Here is a 17,806-nt window from a genome sequence, read left to right as displayed (position 1 = left end):
CGCTTCCGCCCTCAGGCCATATGCCCACCCCAAGGCCCGTGCAGCCCGGTGCCCGGAATATCGACCCGTTCGAACCCATGCGCGCCAAAGAAATCGCGCTGCGCCTGAATCATGTTGGCGGTGGAGCGCCCGGTACGCATCATGTCGAACCAGGCCAACCCCGCCGACAGCGCCGGCAAGGGCAGCCCGTGCGCCGCACCGACCGAGACCGCCTGCCGCAGGCCGGGACCCGCGGCGCGCAGGTGATCGGCGAAGAAGGGCGCCAGCATCAGGCCGCGGGTCGGGTCCTCCTCCAGCGCGGTTGCCATGTCGTTGAGCATCGACGACCGGATGATGCAGCCCGCGCGCCAGACCCGGGCGATCTCGGGCAGGGGCAGATCCCAGCCGAATTCCTTGCCCGCCGCCACGATCAGCGCGAAGCCTTGGGCGTAGCACAGGATCTTGCCGGCGATCATCGCCTGTTCAAGGGCGGCAAGGCTCAAGGCGTCCTTGGCCAGGGCTTCGGGGGCTGCGCCAAACAGCGCCTCGCCCTTGCGCCGCTCGTCCAGCCGGGCCGAGACGTTGCGCGCCATCACGGCGGCCTCGATCACCGGGATCGGGGCGGCGAGGTTCTGCGCCTCGATCACCGTCCAGCGCCCGGTGCCCTTCTGCCCTGCCTTGTCGAGGATCACATCCAGCATCGGATGCGCGCCATCGGTGGCCTTGGACACCGCGGCCGAGATCTCGATCAGATAGCTTTGCAGCGGGCCTTCGTTCCAGGTGTCAAAGACCGCACCGATCTCGGCCGCCTTCATGCCCAGACCATCGCGCATCACGCCGTAGATTTCCGCGATCATCTGCATGTCGGCGTATTCGATGCCGTTGTGCACGGCTTTCACGAAATGCCCCGCCCCGCCCGGCCCCATCCATGTCGCGCAGGGAATGTCCTGATACTTGGCCGAGATCGCCTCCAGCACCGGGGCCACGCGGTCCCAGTCAGCCTTCTCGCCGCCGCCCATGATCGAGGGGCCATGCCGCGCGCCCTCTTCGCCGCCCGAAACCCCCATGCCGAGGAAGCGGGGCCCCTTGACCTTAGCTTCCGCCGCACGGCGGTCGGTATCGTGGAAATTGGCGTTGCCCGCGTCTATGATCAGGTCTTCGGGGTCAAGGAGCGGGCGCAGCGCCTCGATCTGCTGGTCCACCGCCGGCCCCGCCGGCACCATCAGGATGATCGCCCGCGGGCTTTCGATCGCGGCCACAAGATCGGCCAGCGTGTCGGTCGGGATCACGTTATCGGACAGAACCCCGGCTTTGGCCTTGAACTCATGGGTCACCGCGGTGGTGCGGTTCCAGACCGCAATCGGAAAGCCCTTTTCGGCGATGTTCAACGCGAGACTGGCACCCATGGTGCCAAGGCCAATCAGGCCGATCCGAGCCTTGCTCATGGCTGCTGCACTCCTCTACGATTTAGCGCTAACGCATACAGACTCGTCAGCGTCGTAAAGTAAAGCCGCCGCGGCCTGCCCCCATGCGCCCCGCCGGCCGGTAGGATGGGCAATATGCCCATCTTCCGGAAAGCGGAACCTCAGGTGAACAAGGCCGCATTCCACCACAGATGCACCAAAATCGCCGCCGCATAGCCAAGGCCCACGGCCCAAGACCATTTGAGATGGCTCGAAAACGTGTAGATTCCACGCGCCTGCCCCATCAGCGCCACCCCCGCCGCCGAGCCGACCGACAGGATCGACCCGCCCACGCCGCAGGTCAGCGTGATCAACAGCCAATGGCCATCCGACATCGTCGGATCCATGGTCAGCACAGCAAACATCAGGGGAATGTTATCCACGATGGCCGACAAGGCCCCGATGATCACGTTGGCCGGCAAGGGCCCAAGCCCGGTGTACAGCGCCTGGCTCGCCAGCCCCAGATAACCCAGCACGCCCAGCCCGCCCACGGCAAAGATGATACCGAAGAAGAACAGGAGCGTGTCCCATTCCACCCTTTGCACCTGGGCGAAACTGTCGAGCACCATATCCTCGTCGCCGCGCCGCCCGCCCTTCAGGCTCAGCGCATAGGCCAGCAGTTGCAGATAGCCGAGACCCAGCATCATCCCCATCGCGGGCGGCAGGCTCAGGTAGTTCTTGAAACAGACCGAGGTCGCAATCGTCGCGGCAAACAGTACGACCACCCCCCACATGCCCGGCTTGGCACGGACATGTTCCTCCAGCTTTTCCGGGCGGCCCTTGGGCACCGCCAGATACATGCAGGCCGCCGGCACCAGCCAGTTCACGATCGAGGGCACGAAAAGGTCGAAGAATTCAAAGAACTCCAGCTTGCCCTTCTGCCAGACCATCAGCGTGGTGATATCGCCGAACGGGCTGAAGGCCCCCCCGGCGTTGGAGGCGACGACCAGCGAAATGCACGACAAGGCCGCAAAGCGCGGATTGTCGCGGCCGAGCGCCATCACCACCGCCCCCATGACCAGCGCCGTGGTCAGGTTGTCGAGGATCGAAGACAGGAAGAACGCCAGGATCCCGGTCAGCAGGAACAATTGCCGGTAGGACAGGCCCATCCGCACCAGCCAGCCTCGCAAGACCTCGAAGCCGCGGCGTTCCTCTAGTGTGTTGACATAGGTGATGGCCACCAGGAGGAACAGGAACAGCTCGCCATATTCCTCGATCACCTCCATCGCGTGCTCATGCGCGGCCTGCGCCTGGCCGATCGCGGTGAAAGCCACCCCGATCATCGCCCAGATCAGACCCGCCGCCATCAGCACCGGCTTGGATTTGCGCATCCCCGTGACTTCTTCGAAGATCACCAGAACGTAAGACAGCACAAAGATGGCCAGCGAGGCATAGCCCGCCCAATGCCCGGTCAGATCTTCACTTCCCAAGGTCGTCTCCCCTCATCCGCGGCACCTGCCGGCCTGACGTGAAAACCACGCCGGATGCCCCGCCGTCAACCCGGCTCGCCGCGTTCCGGGTCTGCTCAAAAAACGCGCAGGGGCCCGGCCCAATGGCTTGCCAGTCAACCCTGCCCCATGCGAACCTCGGCCCGCCGTCCTTGGCGCGGCGGCCCGACGTTCCCGTGGCGGAGACCCCGATGCAGACCCTGACCCCCGACGCGATGAACTCCACCGACCACCAGCTTCCCCAGGTTGCTCATGCCCGCAACCCCGGCATGGCGCTGGATCTCGACTGGGTCGCCTCGGCGCAGGCCAATACCTCGGCCATCGAACGGCGCTGCGCCACCCTCGGCGGACGGCGCAGCGTGAAGAAAGAGTATCAGGCCGCCTGGCTGTTGAAAGCCGTCACCCTCATCGACCTGACCACGCTGTCGGGCGACGACACGCCCGGCCGCGTCCAGCGCCTCTGCGCCAAGGCGCGCCAGCCGGTCCGCGCCGATCTGCTGGCGGCCCTGGGGATGGAGGGTCTGACCACCGGCGCCGTCTGCGTCTATCACGAGATGGTCGAAACCGCCGTCCGCGCCCTTGAAGGCACCAATATTCCGGTGGCCGCCGTCTCGACCGGCTTTCCCGCCGGCCTGTCGCCCTTTGCGCTGCGCCTGGCCGAGATCGCCGAAAGCGTGAAGGCCGGCGCGCGCGAGATCGACATCGTCATCTCGCGCCGTCACGCGCTGACCGGCAACTGGCAGGCGCTTTATGACGAGACCCGCCAGATGCGCGAAGCCTGCGGCGAAGCCCATATGAAGGCGATCCTGGCGACGGGCGAACTCGGCACCCTGCGCAACGTGGCGCGCGCGAGCCTTGTCTGCATGATGGCGGGCGCCGATTTCATCAAGACCTCGACCGGCAAGGAAGGGGTGAACGCCACCCTGCCCGTCACCCTGACCATGCTGCGCGCGATCCGCGACTATGAGGAGCGCACCGGCTACAAGGTCGGCTACAAACCCGCCGGCGGAATCTCCAAGGCCAAGGACGCGCTCCTCTACCTCGCCCTGATGAAGGACGAACTGGGCCTGCCCTGGCTGCAACCCGACCTCTTCCGCTTCGGCGCCTCCTCGCTCCTCGGCGATATCGAACGCCAGCTGGAACACCACCTGACCGGCCACTACTCGGCCGCCAACCGTCATGCGATGGGCTGACGATGCGCCCCTTGCCGCCGTCGCAGGGGCCCTGCCCCTCGGGCTTCGCCCTCACCCCGGGATATTTGAACCAAAATGAAAGCGCCTTTCATTTTGGTCAAAATATCCCCGCCGGAGGCGCAGGCCAGCCCCGAGCGCCCCTTCTGATCAGGAGCCTGTCATGACCGTTCGCGACATCTTCGACACCATGTCCTATGGCCCCGCTCCGGAGGCCAATGCCGAGGCCCTGGCCTGGATCGCCAGGCACAAGGGCCGCTTCGGCCACTGGATCGACGGCGCCTTCACCGCGCCGGGCACGGGTTTTGCCACCAGAAACCCCGCCACCAGCGATATCCTGGCCGAGGTCACCCAGGGCAGCGCCGCCGATCTGGAGGCCGCGGTGTCCGCGGCCCGCCGTGCCCAGCCGAAATGGGCCAAGCTGTCGGGGCATCAGCGCGCAAAATACCTCTACGCCCTCGCCCGCCTCGTCCAGAAGAACGCCCGCCTTCTGGCCGTGCTGGAGACGATGGACAACGGCAAGCCGATCCGCGAAAGCCGCGACATCGACCTGCCGCTGGTGGCGCGGCATTTCTACTATCACGCGGGCCTCGCGCAGCTTCTGGCCGCCGAACAGCCGGGGATGGAACCCTTGGGCGTCTGCGGCGCGGTGATCCCTTGGAACTTCCCGCTTCTGATGTTGGCCTGGAAGGTCGCCCCGGCACTGGCCGCCGGCAACACGATCGTCCTGAAACCCGCCGAATATACCCCGCTGACCGCGCTTCTCTTTGCCGAACTCAGCCGCGAGGCGGGCCTGCCCAAGGGGGTGCTCAACATCCTGACCGGCGATGGCGAGACCGGGGCGGCGCTGGTCGCCCATCCGGGCGTCGACAAGATTGCCTTCACCGGCTCCACCGCCGTCGGCCGCAAGATCCGCGCGGCGACCGCGGGCACCGGCAAGGCGCTGACGCTCGAACTGGGCGGCAAATCGCCCTATATCGTGTTTGACGACGCCGACCTCGACTCGGCGGTCGAAGGGCTGGTGGATGCGATCTGGTTCAACCAGGGCCAGGTCTGCTGCGCCGGCTCGCGCCTGCTGGTGCAGGAGGGCGTGGCCGACCGCTTCCACGCCAAGCTGAGGCGCCGGATGGACGGCTTGCGCCTCGGCGATCCCCTGGACAAGTGCATCGACGTCGGCGCCGTGGTCGACCCGGTGCAACTGGCCACGATCACCGCCTTGGTCGATGGCTGCACGGAGGGCCAGATCTACCGCGCCGCCACCCCGGTGCCCACCGGCTGCTATTACCCGCCAACCCTGATCACCGGCCTCTCCGCCGCCTCGCCCCTGATGCAGGAGGAAATCTTCGGCCCGGTCCTGGTCTCGATGACCTTCCGCACGCCGGCAGAGGCGGTGGAACTGGCCAACAACACCCGCTACGGCCTCGCCGCGAGCATCTGGACCGAGAATGTGAACCTCGCGCTCGACATGGCGCCCAAGGTCAAGGCCGGGGTGGTCTGGGTCAATGCCACCAACCTGTTCGACGCCGCCGCCGGCTTTGGCGGAGTGCGCGAGTCGGGCTTTGGCCGCGAAGGCGGGTGGGAGGGGCTTCTGGCCTATCTGAGACCCGCCCGCAAAACGAAGCCTCTGGCCCAACTGAAACCCCTGTCCGAACCCGCCGACCTGACGGTCGAGGGACTGGACCGCACCGCGAAGCTTTTCATCGGCGGCAAGCAGGCCCGGCCCGACGGCGGCTATTCCCGCACCGTGATTTCGCCGAAGGGCAAGCTTCTGGGTCAGGTCGGCCTCGGCAACCGCAAGGACATCCGCAACGCGGTGGAAGCGGCCCATGCCGCAAGGGGCTGGGCCCGCACCACCGGTCACGCAAGAGCGCAGATCCTGTTCTACATCGCCGAGAACCTCTCCGCCCGCGCCGCCGAATTTGGCCATCGCCTGCGCGAGATGACCGGCAAGCCCGGCGAGACCGAAGTAGAGGCCACGATCCAGCGCCTCTTCACCTATGCCGCCTGGTCCGACAAGTTCGACGGCGCCGCCAAATCGGTGCCCCTGCGCGGTGTGGCCCTGGCGATGAACGAAGCGACCGGCGTCATCGGCGCCCTCTGCCCCGACGAGGCGCCGCTCCTCGGCCTGATCTCGGTCCTGGCCCCGGCCGTGGCCATGGGCAACACGGTGGTCCTGGTCCCGTCCGAAGCAGCCCCCCTCGCCGCGACCGACTTCTACCAGGTGCTCGAAACCTCCGACCTGCCGCCCGGCGTGGTCAATATCGTCACCGGCGCCCATGCCGAACTGGCCAAGCCGCTGGCCGGTCACATGGATGTCGATGCGGTCTGGTCCTTCTCCTCGACCCCGCTCTCGACGCTGATCGAGAGGGAATCGGCGGCCAACCTCAAGCGCACCTGGGTCAACCACGCCCGCGCCCGCGACTGGTACGGACCCGAAGGCGAAGGCCGCGAATTCCTCCGCCACGCCACGGCGGTCAAGACAGTCTGGGTGCCTTACGGCGAATAGCCCCCCCTTCATTGGTCCCCAAATATCCCACGGGAGGGTCTGGGAGGGTGTGAAACCCTCCCAGCCGCCGGCCAGAGGCGCTCAGATCAGCCCGGCTTCGCGGCGCAGCCAGTCCTCGCGCAGGCTCAGTTCCTCGCCCAGATGGGCATCGGCCCCGGGTCCGCACATCCACAAAAGCGCGCGGGCCGGCCAGTCGGCGGGGATATGGGCGGCGGGGTCGATCTGGCTCACCGCATTGATGCCCGAGGCGCGGATCTTGACCTGCATCTCGGTCGCAACCGTCCCCGGCGACAGGCCCATGATGCGCAACCCGTGCACGGCCTCTTCCAGATGCGCCGCGCGGGTCAGCATCGCGGCCCCGGCCTTGGCGCTGCAATAGGCGCTCCAGCCCTCCAGCGGGCGATGCGCGGCCCCGGAGGAGACGGTGATGATCGTCCCGCCCTTGCCCCGCATCACGGGAAGGGCCGCCCGCATGCCGTGAAACACCCCCTTGAGGTTCACATCCACCGCCGCCCCCCAAAGCACCGGGTCCGCCTCGGCGATGTTGGCGATCGGGTCGATTGTCCCGGCGTTGTTGATCAGCACATCCAGCCGGCCATAGCGCTGCAGCACCGCCTGAACCGCGGCCTCGACCTCATCCCATTGCGCCACGTCGTAGGGCAGCGCGAGACCACCAAGCTCATCCGCCAGAGCCGCGATCCTGTCGGATGATCGCGCCAGCAGCACGACCTTGGCCCCCGCCCCGGCAAAGACCCGCGCTGCTGCGGCGCCAATCCCCTGGCTTGCGCCGGTAATCATCACGACCTTGTCTTTCATCGCCGCTTCTCCCCTGTTCACCCCTTCTTAACGCCTGCATCCCCAAGCTCAAGCGCCGGATCGGCTTGGCGCTTGACCCCGCCCGGGGGGCGGGGGATGCTTCGGCCTGATTTCGCCCCAGGAATGGTTCTTACATGTCGCTTCGCCTGCGTACCGCCTGCACCCGCCTTGCCGCTTCGGCGCTGGCCCTGATGTTCGGAACCTCGACGCTTCTGGCCGATGTCACACCGGAGCAGGTCTGGCAAAGCTGGAAGCAAATGGTGGGCGCCGATGACGCCACCGTCACCGCGCAGAGCGTTCAGCGCCACGGGGACACGCTCGTTGTTGACGATATCACCATCGAGGGCGCACAGACGTCCTACCTGAAAATACCGAGCATCAGCTTCAAGGACCGCGGCGATGGCACGGTCGCCGTGATCCTGCCGGAAACGACCCCGCTCAAGCTGCGTCGGCCCTATACACCCGGGACCGGCTTGCCCCAGATGGTTGACTTTGGCCTCATCCTGCGGCTTCCCGGTGCGACCTTCCTCGTCAGCGGGGTTCCGGACGCAATGAACGTCAAGAGCAATGTGCCGGATCTCGAGCTTGGGTTGAAGGATGTTGCCGGAATTCCGTCCGCAGATGTCGACCTGATGGCCGTGCTGAAAATGACCGGACTTACCGTGACCTACAACATCGGCCCTGGCACGAAAAAGATCTACAAAGCGGATTATGCAGCCAAGACCGTCAAGCTCGTGTTTCAGACCCTGAGGCCAGAGGCGGGTGTCGATATCGGATTCGATATCGCGGATCTTTCCGCCGGTATGGATGCCACAGTGCCCGCGGGCGTGCCATTCGGGGACAAGTCCTTCGATCTGACCGCCGCGCTGCCGAAGGGCTTCGCGATCGACGTGAAGGCCGCCCTTGGCGCGACCACCTTCCATTTCACCAGCCGCGGCAAGATTGGCGGAGGCGCCCTGACCGCGGCCAAGCCCGGGGAAGTCTCTGGCGCTTTGGCCAAGGCGTCCGCCCGCGTGGCGGTGGATGCGACCCGTCTGGCCGTTGACCTTGACAGCACAAACGGCACTGTGAACGTCGCCGGGACCGAGATCCCGCTGGCCGGAGCCGGCCTGAGCTACAGCGCCATCGCGGGCAATCTGCTCATGCCCACCGCAGAATCCCCTAGGCCCGCACCCTTTGCCGTGGGGCTGACCCTGACCGACATCGCGGTTCCAGAGCAGATCTGGGCCACGATCGACCCGACTGGGGCGCTGCCTCATGCCCCCGCCAGTCTGGTTCTGGATGCAGGGGGCAAGATGACGATGCGGCACAGCCCCTTCCTCAACCCGAAAAGCGCGGCCCACCCGCCGGTGGGCGAAGAGGCGGCAGACCTGAACACGCTCGACATCGCCAACCTGAACCTGAAGGCCCTGGGCGCCGAGGTGACCGCCCTGGGGGGCCTGACGATGGACTATGGCACCCCGGGACATGCGCTGAACCCGCCGGTGCCCAGCGGCAAGATCGATCTCAAGGCCACCGGTCTGGGCAAGCTGATCGATGGGTTGGTCAAGATGGGCGCAATCACGGCGCAGGACGCGGTGCCGGCCCGCATGATGCTGGCGATCTTCGCGATCTCCTCGACCACCGCCGACGCCCAGACCTCCACGGTCGAATTCCGCGACGCACATTTATTCGTGAACGGGCAGAAGGTGCAGTGATTTGCAGCCCTGTCCGAAGGTGGACGGCCCGGCGCCCCGCCGCTGCTGGCTTGTCTGTTCCCGGGCTTTGACCCATATCTGACCCCAAAGGGGATCCAAGATGCCGCATGACCTGAACCACCTGACCGAAGCTTTGCTTTCCGCCGCCAAGAAGGCCGGGGCCGACAGCGCCGATGCGATGGCCGTCTCGGGCCAGTCCTTGTCGATCGACATCCGGCAGGGCAAGCTGGAGCAGGCCGAAAGATCCGAAGGGGTCGAAGTCGGTCTGCGCGTGATGATCGGCCACCGGCAGGCCTGCGTTTCGGCCTCCGACATCTCGCCCGCCACGCTGGAGCGGTTGGCCGAACGCGCCGTCGCCATGGCGCGCGAGGCGCCTGCGGATGACACGGTAGGTCTGGCCTCGCCCGACCAGCTGGCCAGGGGCTGGGATATCGCCGCGCTGGAACTGGCCGACACCTCCGAAGAGCCCGCCGCCAAGGCGTTGGAAGACACCGCCCGCCGGGCCGAGGCCGCGGCGCTGGCTGCGGGCGCCATCACCCAGGTCGAGGCTTCGGCCTCCTGGTCGCGCCGCGCCTTGCATCTGGCCGCCAGCAACGGCTTTTCCGGTGGCTATGGCCGCACCTCGCATTCCGCTTCGGCCGTGGCCTTCACCGGCTCGGGCACCGTGATGGAGCGCGACTGGGCAGCAGAGGGGCGCATTTTCGCCGCCGACATGCCCTCGGCCGAGGAGATCGGCGCTTTGGCGGGCAGCCGGGCGCTGGCGCGGGCCGGTTCGGTCAAGCCGCCCTCGGGCGCCTATCCCGTGCTGTTTGACGAAAGGATCGCCTCGTCCATCGTAGGCCATGTGCTGTCGGCGATCAACGGCGCGGCCATCGTGCGCGGCACCTCCTGGCTGCATGACAAGCTGGGCCAGCAGATCCTGCCCAAGGGCATGTCGGTGATCGAGGACCCCGCCCGCGCCCGCATCTCGGGCTCGCGTCCCTTCGATGGCGAGGGGCTGCCGACGCAGCGCCGCGCACTGATCGAGGATGGCGTGCTGATGGGCTGGACGCTGGATCTGGCCACCGCGCGCAAGCTGGGCCTGCAATCGACCGGCAATGCGGCGCGCGGCACCGGCTCGCCGCCGTCGCCCGCCACCACTAACATCGACCTGACGCCGGGCAACGTCAGCCGGGGCGATCTGCTGGCCAAAATGGGGACCGGGCTTCTGGTGACCTCGCTGATAGGCTCCACGATCAACCCGACGACGGGCGACTATTCGCGCGGGGCCTCGGGCTTCTGGGTCGAGGGGGGCGAGATCAAATATCCCGTCAACGAATGCACCATCGCGGGCAACCTGTTGCAGATGCTGATGACGCTGCAGGCCGCCAACGATGCCAAGGCGCATCACTCCACCCGCGTGCCCAGCCTGCTGATCGAAGGGCTGATGCTTGCCGGCGCATGATCTGGACCTTCTGGTTGAGGCCGCCCGACTTGCGGGTGACATAGCCCTGCGCCATTGGCGGCAGCGGCCCGAGGTCTGGGAAAAGCCCGATGGCCAGGGCCCGGTCAGCGCCGCCGATCTGGAGGTCAACGTGGCGCTGGAGGCTTTGCTGCGCCAGGCCCGCCCGCACTACGGCTGGCTGTCCGAGGAAAGCCCCGACAGCGCCGACCGTCTGGCGACCGAGGCGCAGTTCGTGCTGGACCCGATCGACGGCACCCGGAGCTTTCTTCTGGGCGAGACGAGTTTCTCCCATGCCATCGCTGTGGTGCGCGGCGGCGCGGTGGTGGCCGGGGTGGTCTATCTGCCCGCGCAGGACAAGCTTTACGCGGCCTCGGCGGCGGGCCCTGCCCTGCTGAACGGAGTGGAGATCCACGCCAATGCCTGCCAGAGCAGCCTCAACGCGCAGGTGCTGACCGGCAAGGCGCTTCTGGCGCCCGAGTTCTGGCCGGGCGGTGTGCCAGAGGTCCAGCGCCATTTCCGCGCCTCGATGGCGTGGCGGCTGTGTCTGGTGGCGGAGGGCGCGTTTGATGCGATGCTGGCGCTGCGGCCGGCCTGGGAATGGGACATTGCCGCAGGGGCGCTGATCGCGGCGCGCGCCGGGGCGGTGGTGACCGATGCCAAGGGCGCTGCCATTCAGTTCAACGCGCCCGACCCGCGCAGCGATGGCGTGGTGGTGGCCGCCCCCGGTCTGCATGCCGATCTGATGGCGCGGCTGAAAGGCTAAACCACGATACAGAATGGAAAAAGGGCGCGGAGTGATCCGCGCCCTTTTCTTATGTCAGGTCGGAAGCCCGGCCTTATTCCTTGGGCTTGCGCGGCGGCACGAAGCGGCGCGAGGTATCGCCGGCGTCGCGCGGGGCTGCCGGTTTGGCATAGGATTTTGGCGCATCGCCATGCGACTTGAAGCCACCCGAACGCGCCGGTTTGTCGCCATAGGTTTTGGCGCCATAGGGTTTCGCCGGGCGACCTTCGCCACCGGCTTGCGGACGCGGCTCGTAAGCGCGGGGCTTGTCGCCGGCATATGGCGCACGCGCCGGTTTGCCGCCTTCAGCGCCACCATGGCTCTTGTAGCCACTGGCACGGGCCGGGCCGCCTTCGGCACCGCCTTGCGATTTGAAGCCAGCCGAGCGCGGCTTGAAGCCTTCCTTGGCCTCACCGTAAGGCTTGCGCGGAGCCGATTTGTCGTAAGGCTTGCGCGGGCCATCGGATTTGCCGGCATAGGGCGTGCGCGGCGCTTCACGCGGCGCGCCGTCCGTGGGCAGCGGGGTCCAGGTCTTGCGCGGGGCTTCGTCGGTGCTGCGCGCAGCAGGCTTTGCGTAAGCGGGCTTGGTGTAGGGCTTGTCCGACTTGGCGTAAGCGGGCTTTTCATAGGCCGGACGGTCGGAAGCGTGACGGTCGTAGGCGGGCTTTTCGTAAGCCGGCTTTTCATAAGCCGGCTTTTCATAAGCCTTGCGCGGCGCCTTGTCGTAGGACTTGGCGGCATCCTTCGGGTAGCCGGTCTTTGCCGGGCGATCTTCGGCCCGCTTGGCCTTTTCCTCGGCGCTCCAGCGCGGCTTGGATTCGGTCAGGTCGGCGACCGGAGCTTCGGGCGCGCCGTCTTCCACAACCCGGGCGGGCTTGGAGGAGACATAGGCCGGCTTGTCCGAATAGGACTTTTCGGCATAGGCGGGCTTTTCGGCGTAAGCCGGCTTCTCACGCGCCACACGCGGGGCGCGGGTCGCGTATTCGCTCTCCGGTTTGGCCGGACGCGGAGCACGTTCCGGGCGCACGGTCGAAGAGGTGCGCGGCTTGTCCAGATCGGCGGGGGCGACGTCCAGCTTGGTCATCGACAGGTCGCGGTCGATCTCGGTCACCGCGTTGAAGCGGCTGGCGAGGGTCGACAGGATCTGCACATAGGTGCGGTCGGTCTGCACGCGGATCGCGCCGATGCCGTCCTTGGTGATGCCACCGGCGTCACAGATCTTGGGCAGCAGCCAGCGCGCCTCGGCACGGTCCTGATGGCCGACGGGCAGTTCGAACCAGACCGAGGGGCCGAATTCGGCGCGGTCGCGCGGCACATAGGGCGCGGGCGGCGGCAGGTCGGCGGACAGAACCTCGGGTGCGGTGCGGCCTTCGCGCCATTGGCGGATGAAGGCTGCGGCGACATTGTCGGCGCCATAGGTCTGGATGAGGGTCTGCGCCAGTTCGGCTTCCTCGCCCGGGCCTTGCGCCAGCGCGGGGTGATCCAGCAGGCGCTGGTCGTCGCGGGCCTGCACGTCATCGGCCGATGGCGGCTTGACCCATTCGGCCACGACCTTCGCACCCTGCAGCAGACGCTGGGCCTTCTTGATCTCGGCCGGCGAGACGATCATCGCCGAGATTCCCTTCTTGCCCGCGCGGCCGGTCCGGCCGGAGCGGTGCAGCAGGGTCTCGGACGAGCCCGGCAGATCGGCGTGGATCACCAGTTCCAGACCCGGAAGGTCGATGCCACGGGCGGCCACGTCGGTGGCCACGCAGACATGAGCCCGGCCATCGCGCAGGGCCTGCAGGGCATGGGTCCGCTCGGACTGCGACAGTTCACCCGACAGAGCCACCGCCGAAAGACCACGGTTGGTCATGCGGGCGAAAAGGTGGTTCACATTGGCGCGGGTCTTGCAGAAGACGATAGAGGCTTGCGCCTCGTGGAAGCGCAGCAGGTTGAAGATCGCATGTTCGCGGTCGCGCACGGCGACCGAGATCGCCTGATATTCGATGTCGGCGTGCTGCTTGGTCTCCGACTTCACCTCAATCCGCAGGGCGTCCTGCTGGTAGGTGCGCGCCATCGCCTCGATCTCTTTCGGCACGGTGGCCGAGAACATCAGGGTGCGGCGTTCGGCGGGCATGGCGCCGAGGATGAACTTCAGGTCCTCTTCAAAGCCCATGTCCAGCATCTCGTCGGCTTCGTCCAGCACCACGGCGCTGATCTGTTCCAGCTTGAGCGAGCCGCGCTCGATATGGTCGCGCAGACGGCCCGGGGTGCCGACGACGACATGGGCGCCACGGTCAAGCACGCGCTTTTCGGTGCGGTAATCCATGCCGCCCACACAGGTGGCAACCTTGACGGCCGCAGCTTCGTAAAGCCATTCAAACTCGCGCGCCACTTGCAGGGCCAGTTCGCGGGTCGGTGCGATGATCAGGGCCATCGGCACGTCGGCATAGAGGAGCTTGTCCGAACCGGCCAGCAGTTCCGGCGCAATCGCAAGGCCAAAGGCCACGGTCTTGCCCGAGCCGGTCTGGGCGGACACCAGAAGGTCGCGCCCTGCGACGTTTTCCGCCAGCATGGCGTCTTGAACCGGCGTGAGGGCTTCATAGCCCTTCGACGCCAAAGCCTGCGCCAGGGGCGCAGCGATGGAGATATTGGTCATGTCTGTTCCAAAAAGGGGGCGTTTCGCCCGTGAAGTACCAGTCGTGCGGCACCTCTATTCCCTATAGTGCACCGGCCTCCCTGCCGTTCGTGCACCCTGGAACCCTTGGGCCGACCGCCAGCCCTTACAGGCAAAGCCCCCGTCTGTATAGGGGGCATCGGAGGTCGCGTCGCGAATCCTCCACCCGTGGCCGGGGTTTCGTTGCGTGACCCCCAATGCGGGCCGTCTTGCGGTTTTGGCTGAAATTTGCGACAGGAGGCGGCAGGCGATCGCAGAAAATCGCGGCCCGGTGCAGGATTGTCTTGAAGCGGTTCCAGAAGCGGCCCCCGGCTGGCGCTGGACGGCGAACCATCCCTTGCCGGACGCGATCCCTGTTGCCACCAACCCAAGAGGCCCCCATGTCGCAGCGTCTTCACCTGGTCTTCGGCGGCGAGCTTGTCTCGCCCGAAAAGAACGTCTTTGCCGATGTTTCGGCCATCCACATGGTCGGCATCTATCCGGACTACGAAAGCGCCTATCTGGCCTGGAAGGCCGAGGCGCAGCGCACCGTGGACAATGCCCACATGCGCTATTTCATCGCCAACCTGCACCGCCTGCGCGAAGAGTCGAACGAGAAAAGCTCGACCTCCGAGCCGATGACAGCGTAAGACGGCCTCAGAACCTTTAGCCGAGTATCCACGGCCCCATGGCCTATTCCATCGGTCTGACCCTCTATAACCTCGCCGCGCGCCCGGTGGACGAGCTTGCCCCCGTGCCGCCGCCCCGGCCGGCGGGCAGCCTCGTGTGGCTGCATGTGCCAGGGCTGGACAGTCTGGGCGGGATGGCGGAACTGGCCCGCAAGCTGATCGAGGACGACGGGGTCAGCGTCGTGCTGACCCTGCCGGAGGATCTGGCCGCCGCGCTTGCCCGCCCCACCGCCGCGATCAGGCTGCCCCCCGAGACGATCCTGCTGCCCGCGCCCCTGGACTTTCCGCGCCGGGTGCAGGCTTTCCTTGACCATTGGCGCCCCGATCTGGGCGTGATGGCCGAGGGGGAATTGCGCCCGGCCCTGCTGCACGAGGCCGCCCAGCGCAAGCTGCCCCTGATCATGGTCGAGGCCCGCGCGCCGCATCTGATGCCGGGGCGCGAGGGCTGGTATCCCGGCCTGATCCGCGCTGCCCTGGCGCAATTCCGGCTGATCCTTGCGGTCGATGACAGCGCCGGACGTGCGCTGCGCCGCGCCGGCGCCGATCCGGAACGGTTGTTGGTGACCGGGCGGATGGAAGTGGCCAGCGCCGCGCTGCCCTATGTCGAATCGGACCGCGCGGCCCTGGCGCAGGGTCTGGCCACGCGCCCGGTCTGGCTGGCCGCCGAGGTTGCCCAGTCCGAAGAAGCCGCCATCATCGCCGCCCACCGCGAGACGCTGAAGCTGGCCCACCGGCTGTTGCTGATCCTCGCCCCGCAGGACCCCGCCCGCGCCGACGCGCTGGCCCGCCAGATGGAAGAAACCGAGGGCTGGCGCGTCGCCTGCCGCCAGTCCGAGGAAGAACCCGAGACTGAAACAGAGGTCTATATCGTCGAAGGCGGCGCCGAATATGGCCTGTGGTACCGGCTGGCGCCGATCACCTTCCTCGGCGGCAGTCTGGAAGGGGCGGGCTGTGTGCGCAACCCGATGGAGGCGGCGGCGATGGGGTCGGCGATCCTCTACGGACCGCGCTCGGGCGATTTCGGCGCGGTGTACGGGCGGCTGGGCGCGGTGCGGGCGGCGCGGATGGTGGGATCGGGGGCCGATCTGGGTCAGGCGCTCGGCGATCTTCTGTCGCCCGACCGTGCAGCGCGGCAGGCGCAGGCGGCCTGGGCCATCGCCTCGGATGGGGCGGATGTGACGGCGCGGATCATGGATCTGGTGCGCGACATTCTGGACGGCACCGCCTGATGCGCCCGCCCGCCTTCTGGATGAATGCGCCTGAAAGCCCCGGCCTGGCCGCGCGGCTGCTGGCGCCGCTCGGCTGGGTCTACGCCGGCGCCACGGCGCGGCGGGTGGCCGAGGCGCCGGCCTACCGCGCCCCGGTGCCGGTGATCTGCATCGGCAACCTCAATGTCGGCGGCACCGGCAAGACCCCCACCGCCATCGCCCTGATCGAGCGACTGACCGCCCGCGGCGCCAGGGTCGCCGTGGTCAGCCGCGGCTATGGCGGCAGCCTGGAAGGCCCGGTCCAGGTGATCGAGACGCGGCACAAGGCGGCGGAGGTCGGCGACGAGCCCTTGCTGCTGTCAGCCTTCGCGCCGACCTTCATCGGCCGCGACCGCGCTGCGGCGGCCAGGCTCGCGGTGGCGGGCGGCGCCACGGTCTTGCTGATGGACGACGGGTTCCAGAACCCGGCGCTGGCCAAGGATCTGTCGATCGTCGTCGTCGATGCGGCGCAGGGCTTTGGCAATGGGCTATGCCTGCCCGCCGGTCCCCTGCGCGAGCCGGTGGCGGCAGGGCTGAAACGGGCGGATTTCCTGTTGTCGTTGGGCGATCCTGCCGCGCAGGCCGGCTTTGCCGCGCGCTGGGACGGGCTGAGTGTGCCGCATCTGACTGGCATGGTCGAACCCTTGCAGATGGGGATGCAGTGGAAAGGCGCCCGCGTCATCGCCTTTGCCGGCATCGCCAATCCGGGAAAGTTCTTTGCCACCCTACGCGGCGAAGGAGCCGAGATCCTGCGCCAGGTGGCGCTGGACGATCACCAGCCCCTGACCGAGGCGCTGATCCGCCGGCTGGAGCTGGAGGCCATGGCGCGCGGGGCGCAGCTCGTCACCACAGAAAAGGACGCGGTCCGCCTGCCCCGGCACTTCCGCACCCAGGTTCTGACCCTGGTGGTCCGGCTGCGGATCGCCGATTGGAGCGCTTTGGACGCGGCTTTCGCGCGGCTGGGGCTGTAAGGCCCTGGAAGATGGGCATATTGCCCATCCTACCAACCACCGTTGCGCCTTATTCGGGCGGCAGATCGCCCAGAGCGGCCAAGGCCTCCTCCGCCGTTTCGACAAAGGTGAAGAGGTCAAGATCGGCCGCGTTGATCGTGCCGGCCTCGGCCAGGGCCTGCCAGTTGATCACCTTCTCCCAGAAGGCGCGACCGAAGAGCAGGAAGGGCACGCGCTTCATCCGTCCGGTCTGGATCAGGGTCAGCGCCTCGAACATCTCGTCCAGGGTGCCAAAGCCGCCGGGGAAGACGCAGATCGCTGCCGCCCGCATCAGGAAATGCATCTTGCGGATCGCGAAATAGTGGAAGTTGAAGGAGAACTCCGGCGTCACGTAAGGATTGGGCGCCTGTTCATGCGGCAGCACGATGTTGAGCCCGATCGACTGGCCACCGGCCTCTTGTGCGCCGCGGTTGCCCGCCTCCATCACGCCCGGGCCGCCGCCGGTGCAGATCACCCAGTCGCGGCCATAGGTCTGCAGGCTGCGCACGGTCACCGCATGGGCAAAGCGGCGCGCCTCCTCGTAATAGGGAGAAAGTGCTGCGAGCCCCGGCACCTTTGCCGTGCTCGCCCGCTCCGGTGCGGGAATCCGTGCGCCGCCGAACAGCACCACCGTCGAGCGGACGCCCTTCTCCTCCAGCACCATCTGGACCTTCAACAGCTCCAGCTGCAGGCGCACCGGGCGCAGTTCTTCGCGGGTCAGAAACTCCGGATCGGCAAAGGCCAGCCGATAGGAGGGCGAGCGGGTCTGCGGCGTGTCGGGGATGCGGTTGGTCGCCGCCACGTCCTGGACGGAATCACGAAGCGGATGCAGGCGCGGAGTGTCGGACATGGGCAGCCTTCGGGTTGTTCAACAGGGCCTACACCTATAGCCTGCCTGCGGATTGTGGAAGGCACAGGC

General features: G+C 67.2%; 13 protein-coding genes. 8 read left to right on the top strand and 5 right to left on the bottom strand.

From position 1 onward, the window contains the following. Positions 1-11: 11 nt before the first annotated feature. Both gndA and nhaD read right to left on the bottom strand, forming a co-directional pair. The gene (gene gndA, locus AC1DVR_RS03310) at positions 12-1,424 is read right to left on the bottom strand and encodes an NADP-dependent phosphogluconate dehydrogenase (RefSeq protein WP_477999099.1); all 1,413 of its coding nucleotides are present in this window, start codon (positions 1,422-1,424) and stop codon (positions 12-14) included. 140 nt (positions 1,425-1,564) lie between these two features. Further along, entirely contained in the window at positions 1,565-2,872 is a 1,308-nt protein-coding gene (gene nhaD / locus AC1DVR_RS03305; protein ID WP_477999098.1) for a sodium:proton antiporter NhaD, read from the bottom strand. A gap of 209 nt (positions 2,873-3,081) precedes the next feature. Between nhaD and deoC the strand changes: the two genes are divergently transcribed. Beyond that, positions 3,082-4,083 carry a deoxyribose-phosphate aldolase gene (gene deoC, locus AC1DVR_RS03300; protein WP_477999097.1) on the top strand — a complete coding sequence of 334 codons (1,002 nt, stop codon included), beginning with the start codon at positions 3,082-3,084 and terminating at the stop codon, positions 4,081-4,083. Between the two features lie 160 nt (positions 4,084-4,243). Beyond that, positions 4,244-6,586 carry an aldehyde dehydrogenase family protein gene (locus AC1DVR_RS03295; protein WP_477999096.1) on the top strand — a complete coding sequence of 781 codons (2,343 nt, stop codon included), beginning with the start codon at positions 4,244-4,246 and terminating at the stop codon, positions 6,584-6,586. An 81-nt stretch (positions 6,587-6,667) separates the two neighbouring features. Here AC1DVR_RS03295 and AC1DVR_RS03290 read toward each other — a convergent pair whose 3' ends face one another. Further along, positions 6,668-7,402, bottom strand: a complete 735-nt coding sequence (locus tag AC1DVR_RS03290) for an SDR family oxidoreductase (RefSeq protein ID WP_477999095.1) — start codon at positions 7,400-7,402, stop codon at positions 6,668-6,670. Positions 7,403-7,536: 134 nt separating this feature from the next. On the opposite strand from AC1DVR_RS03290, the gene AC1DVR_RS03285 reads away from it, so the two are divergent. From AC1DVR_RS03285 to AC1DVR_RS03275, 3 genes are all read left to right on the top strand, one after another. After that, on the top strand, positions 7,537-9,099 hold the full coding sequence (locus AC1DVR_RS03285) for a DUF2125 domain-containing protein (RefSeq protein ID WP_477999094.1): 1,563 nt from the start codon (positions 7,537-7,539) through the stop codon (positions 9,097-9,099). Positions 9,100-9,199: 100 nt separating this feature from the next. After that, positions 9,200-10,543, top strand: coding sequence for a TldD/PmbA family protein (locus tag AC1DVR_RS03280; protein WP_477999093.1), 1,344 nt, complete (start codon positions 9,200-9,202; stop codon positions 10,541-10,543). After that, positions 10,530-11,306, top strand: a complete 777-nt coding sequence (locus tag AC1DVR_RS03275; protein ID WP_477999092.1) for a 3'(2'),5'-bisphosphate nucleotidase CysQ — start codon at positions 10,530-10,532, stop codon at positions 11,304-11,306. Before AC1DVR_RS03280 ends, AC1DVR_RS03275 begins: the two co-directional genes overlap by 14 nt. 73 nt (positions 11,307-11,379) lie before the next feature. Here the strand turns inward: AC1DVR_RS03275 and AC1DVR_RS03270 are convergent, their stop codons facing one another. Then, the gene (locus AC1DVR_RS03270; protein WP_477999091.1) at positions 11,380-13,965 is read right to left on the bottom strand and encodes a DEAD/DEAH box helicase; all 2,586 of its coding nucleotides are present in this window, start codon (positions 13,963-13,965) and stop codon (positions 11,380-11,382) included. A gap of 398 nt (positions 13,966-14,363) precedes the next feature. Between AC1DVR_RS03270 and AC1DVR_RS03265 the strand changes: the two genes are divergently transcribed. Genes AC1DVR_RS03265 through lpxK form a run of 3 tightly spaced genes read left to right on the top strand, consistent with a single transcriptional unit; the run spans position 14,364 to position 16,869 of the window. Next, the gene (locus AC1DVR_RS03265) at positions 14,364-14,612 is read left to right on the top strand and encodes a DUF4170 domain-containing protein (protein WP_477999090.1); all 249 of its coding nucleotides are present in this window, start codon (positions 14,364-14,366) and stop codon (positions 14,610-14,612) included. A gap of 38 nt (positions 14,613-14,650) precedes the next feature. Then, positions 14,651-15,880 (top strand): 3-deoxy-D-manno-octulosonic acid transferase, encoded by a 1,230-nt coding sequence (locus tag AC1DVR_RS03260; RefSeq protein WP_477999089.1) that lies wholly within the window; start codon positions 14,651-14,653, stop codon positions 15,878-15,880. Next, complete coding sequence (lpxK, locus tag AC1DVR_RS03255) at positions 15,880-16,869, top strand: tetraacyldisaccharide 4'-kinase (protein WP_477999088.1); 990 nt, start codon at positions 15,880-15,882, stop codon at positions 16,867-16,869. Before AC1DVR_RS03260 ends, lpxK begins: the two co-directional genes overlap by 1 nt. Before the next feature lie 49 nt (positions 16,870-16,918). Here lpxK and AC1DVR_RS03250 read toward each other — a convergent pair whose 3' ends face one another. After that, a complete protein-coding gene (locus AC1DVR_RS03250) occupies positions 16,919-17,737 on the bottom strand; it encodes an LOG family protein (protein ID WP_477999087.1) in 819 nt (272 codons plus the stop codon). Between the last annotated feature and the right edge of the window lie 69 nt (positions 17,738-17,806).

The sequence above is a fragment of the Rhodobacter sp. P2_H5 genome, assembly GCF_056403335.1.
This window is presented reverse-complemented; position numbering and strand designations above follow the sequence as displayed.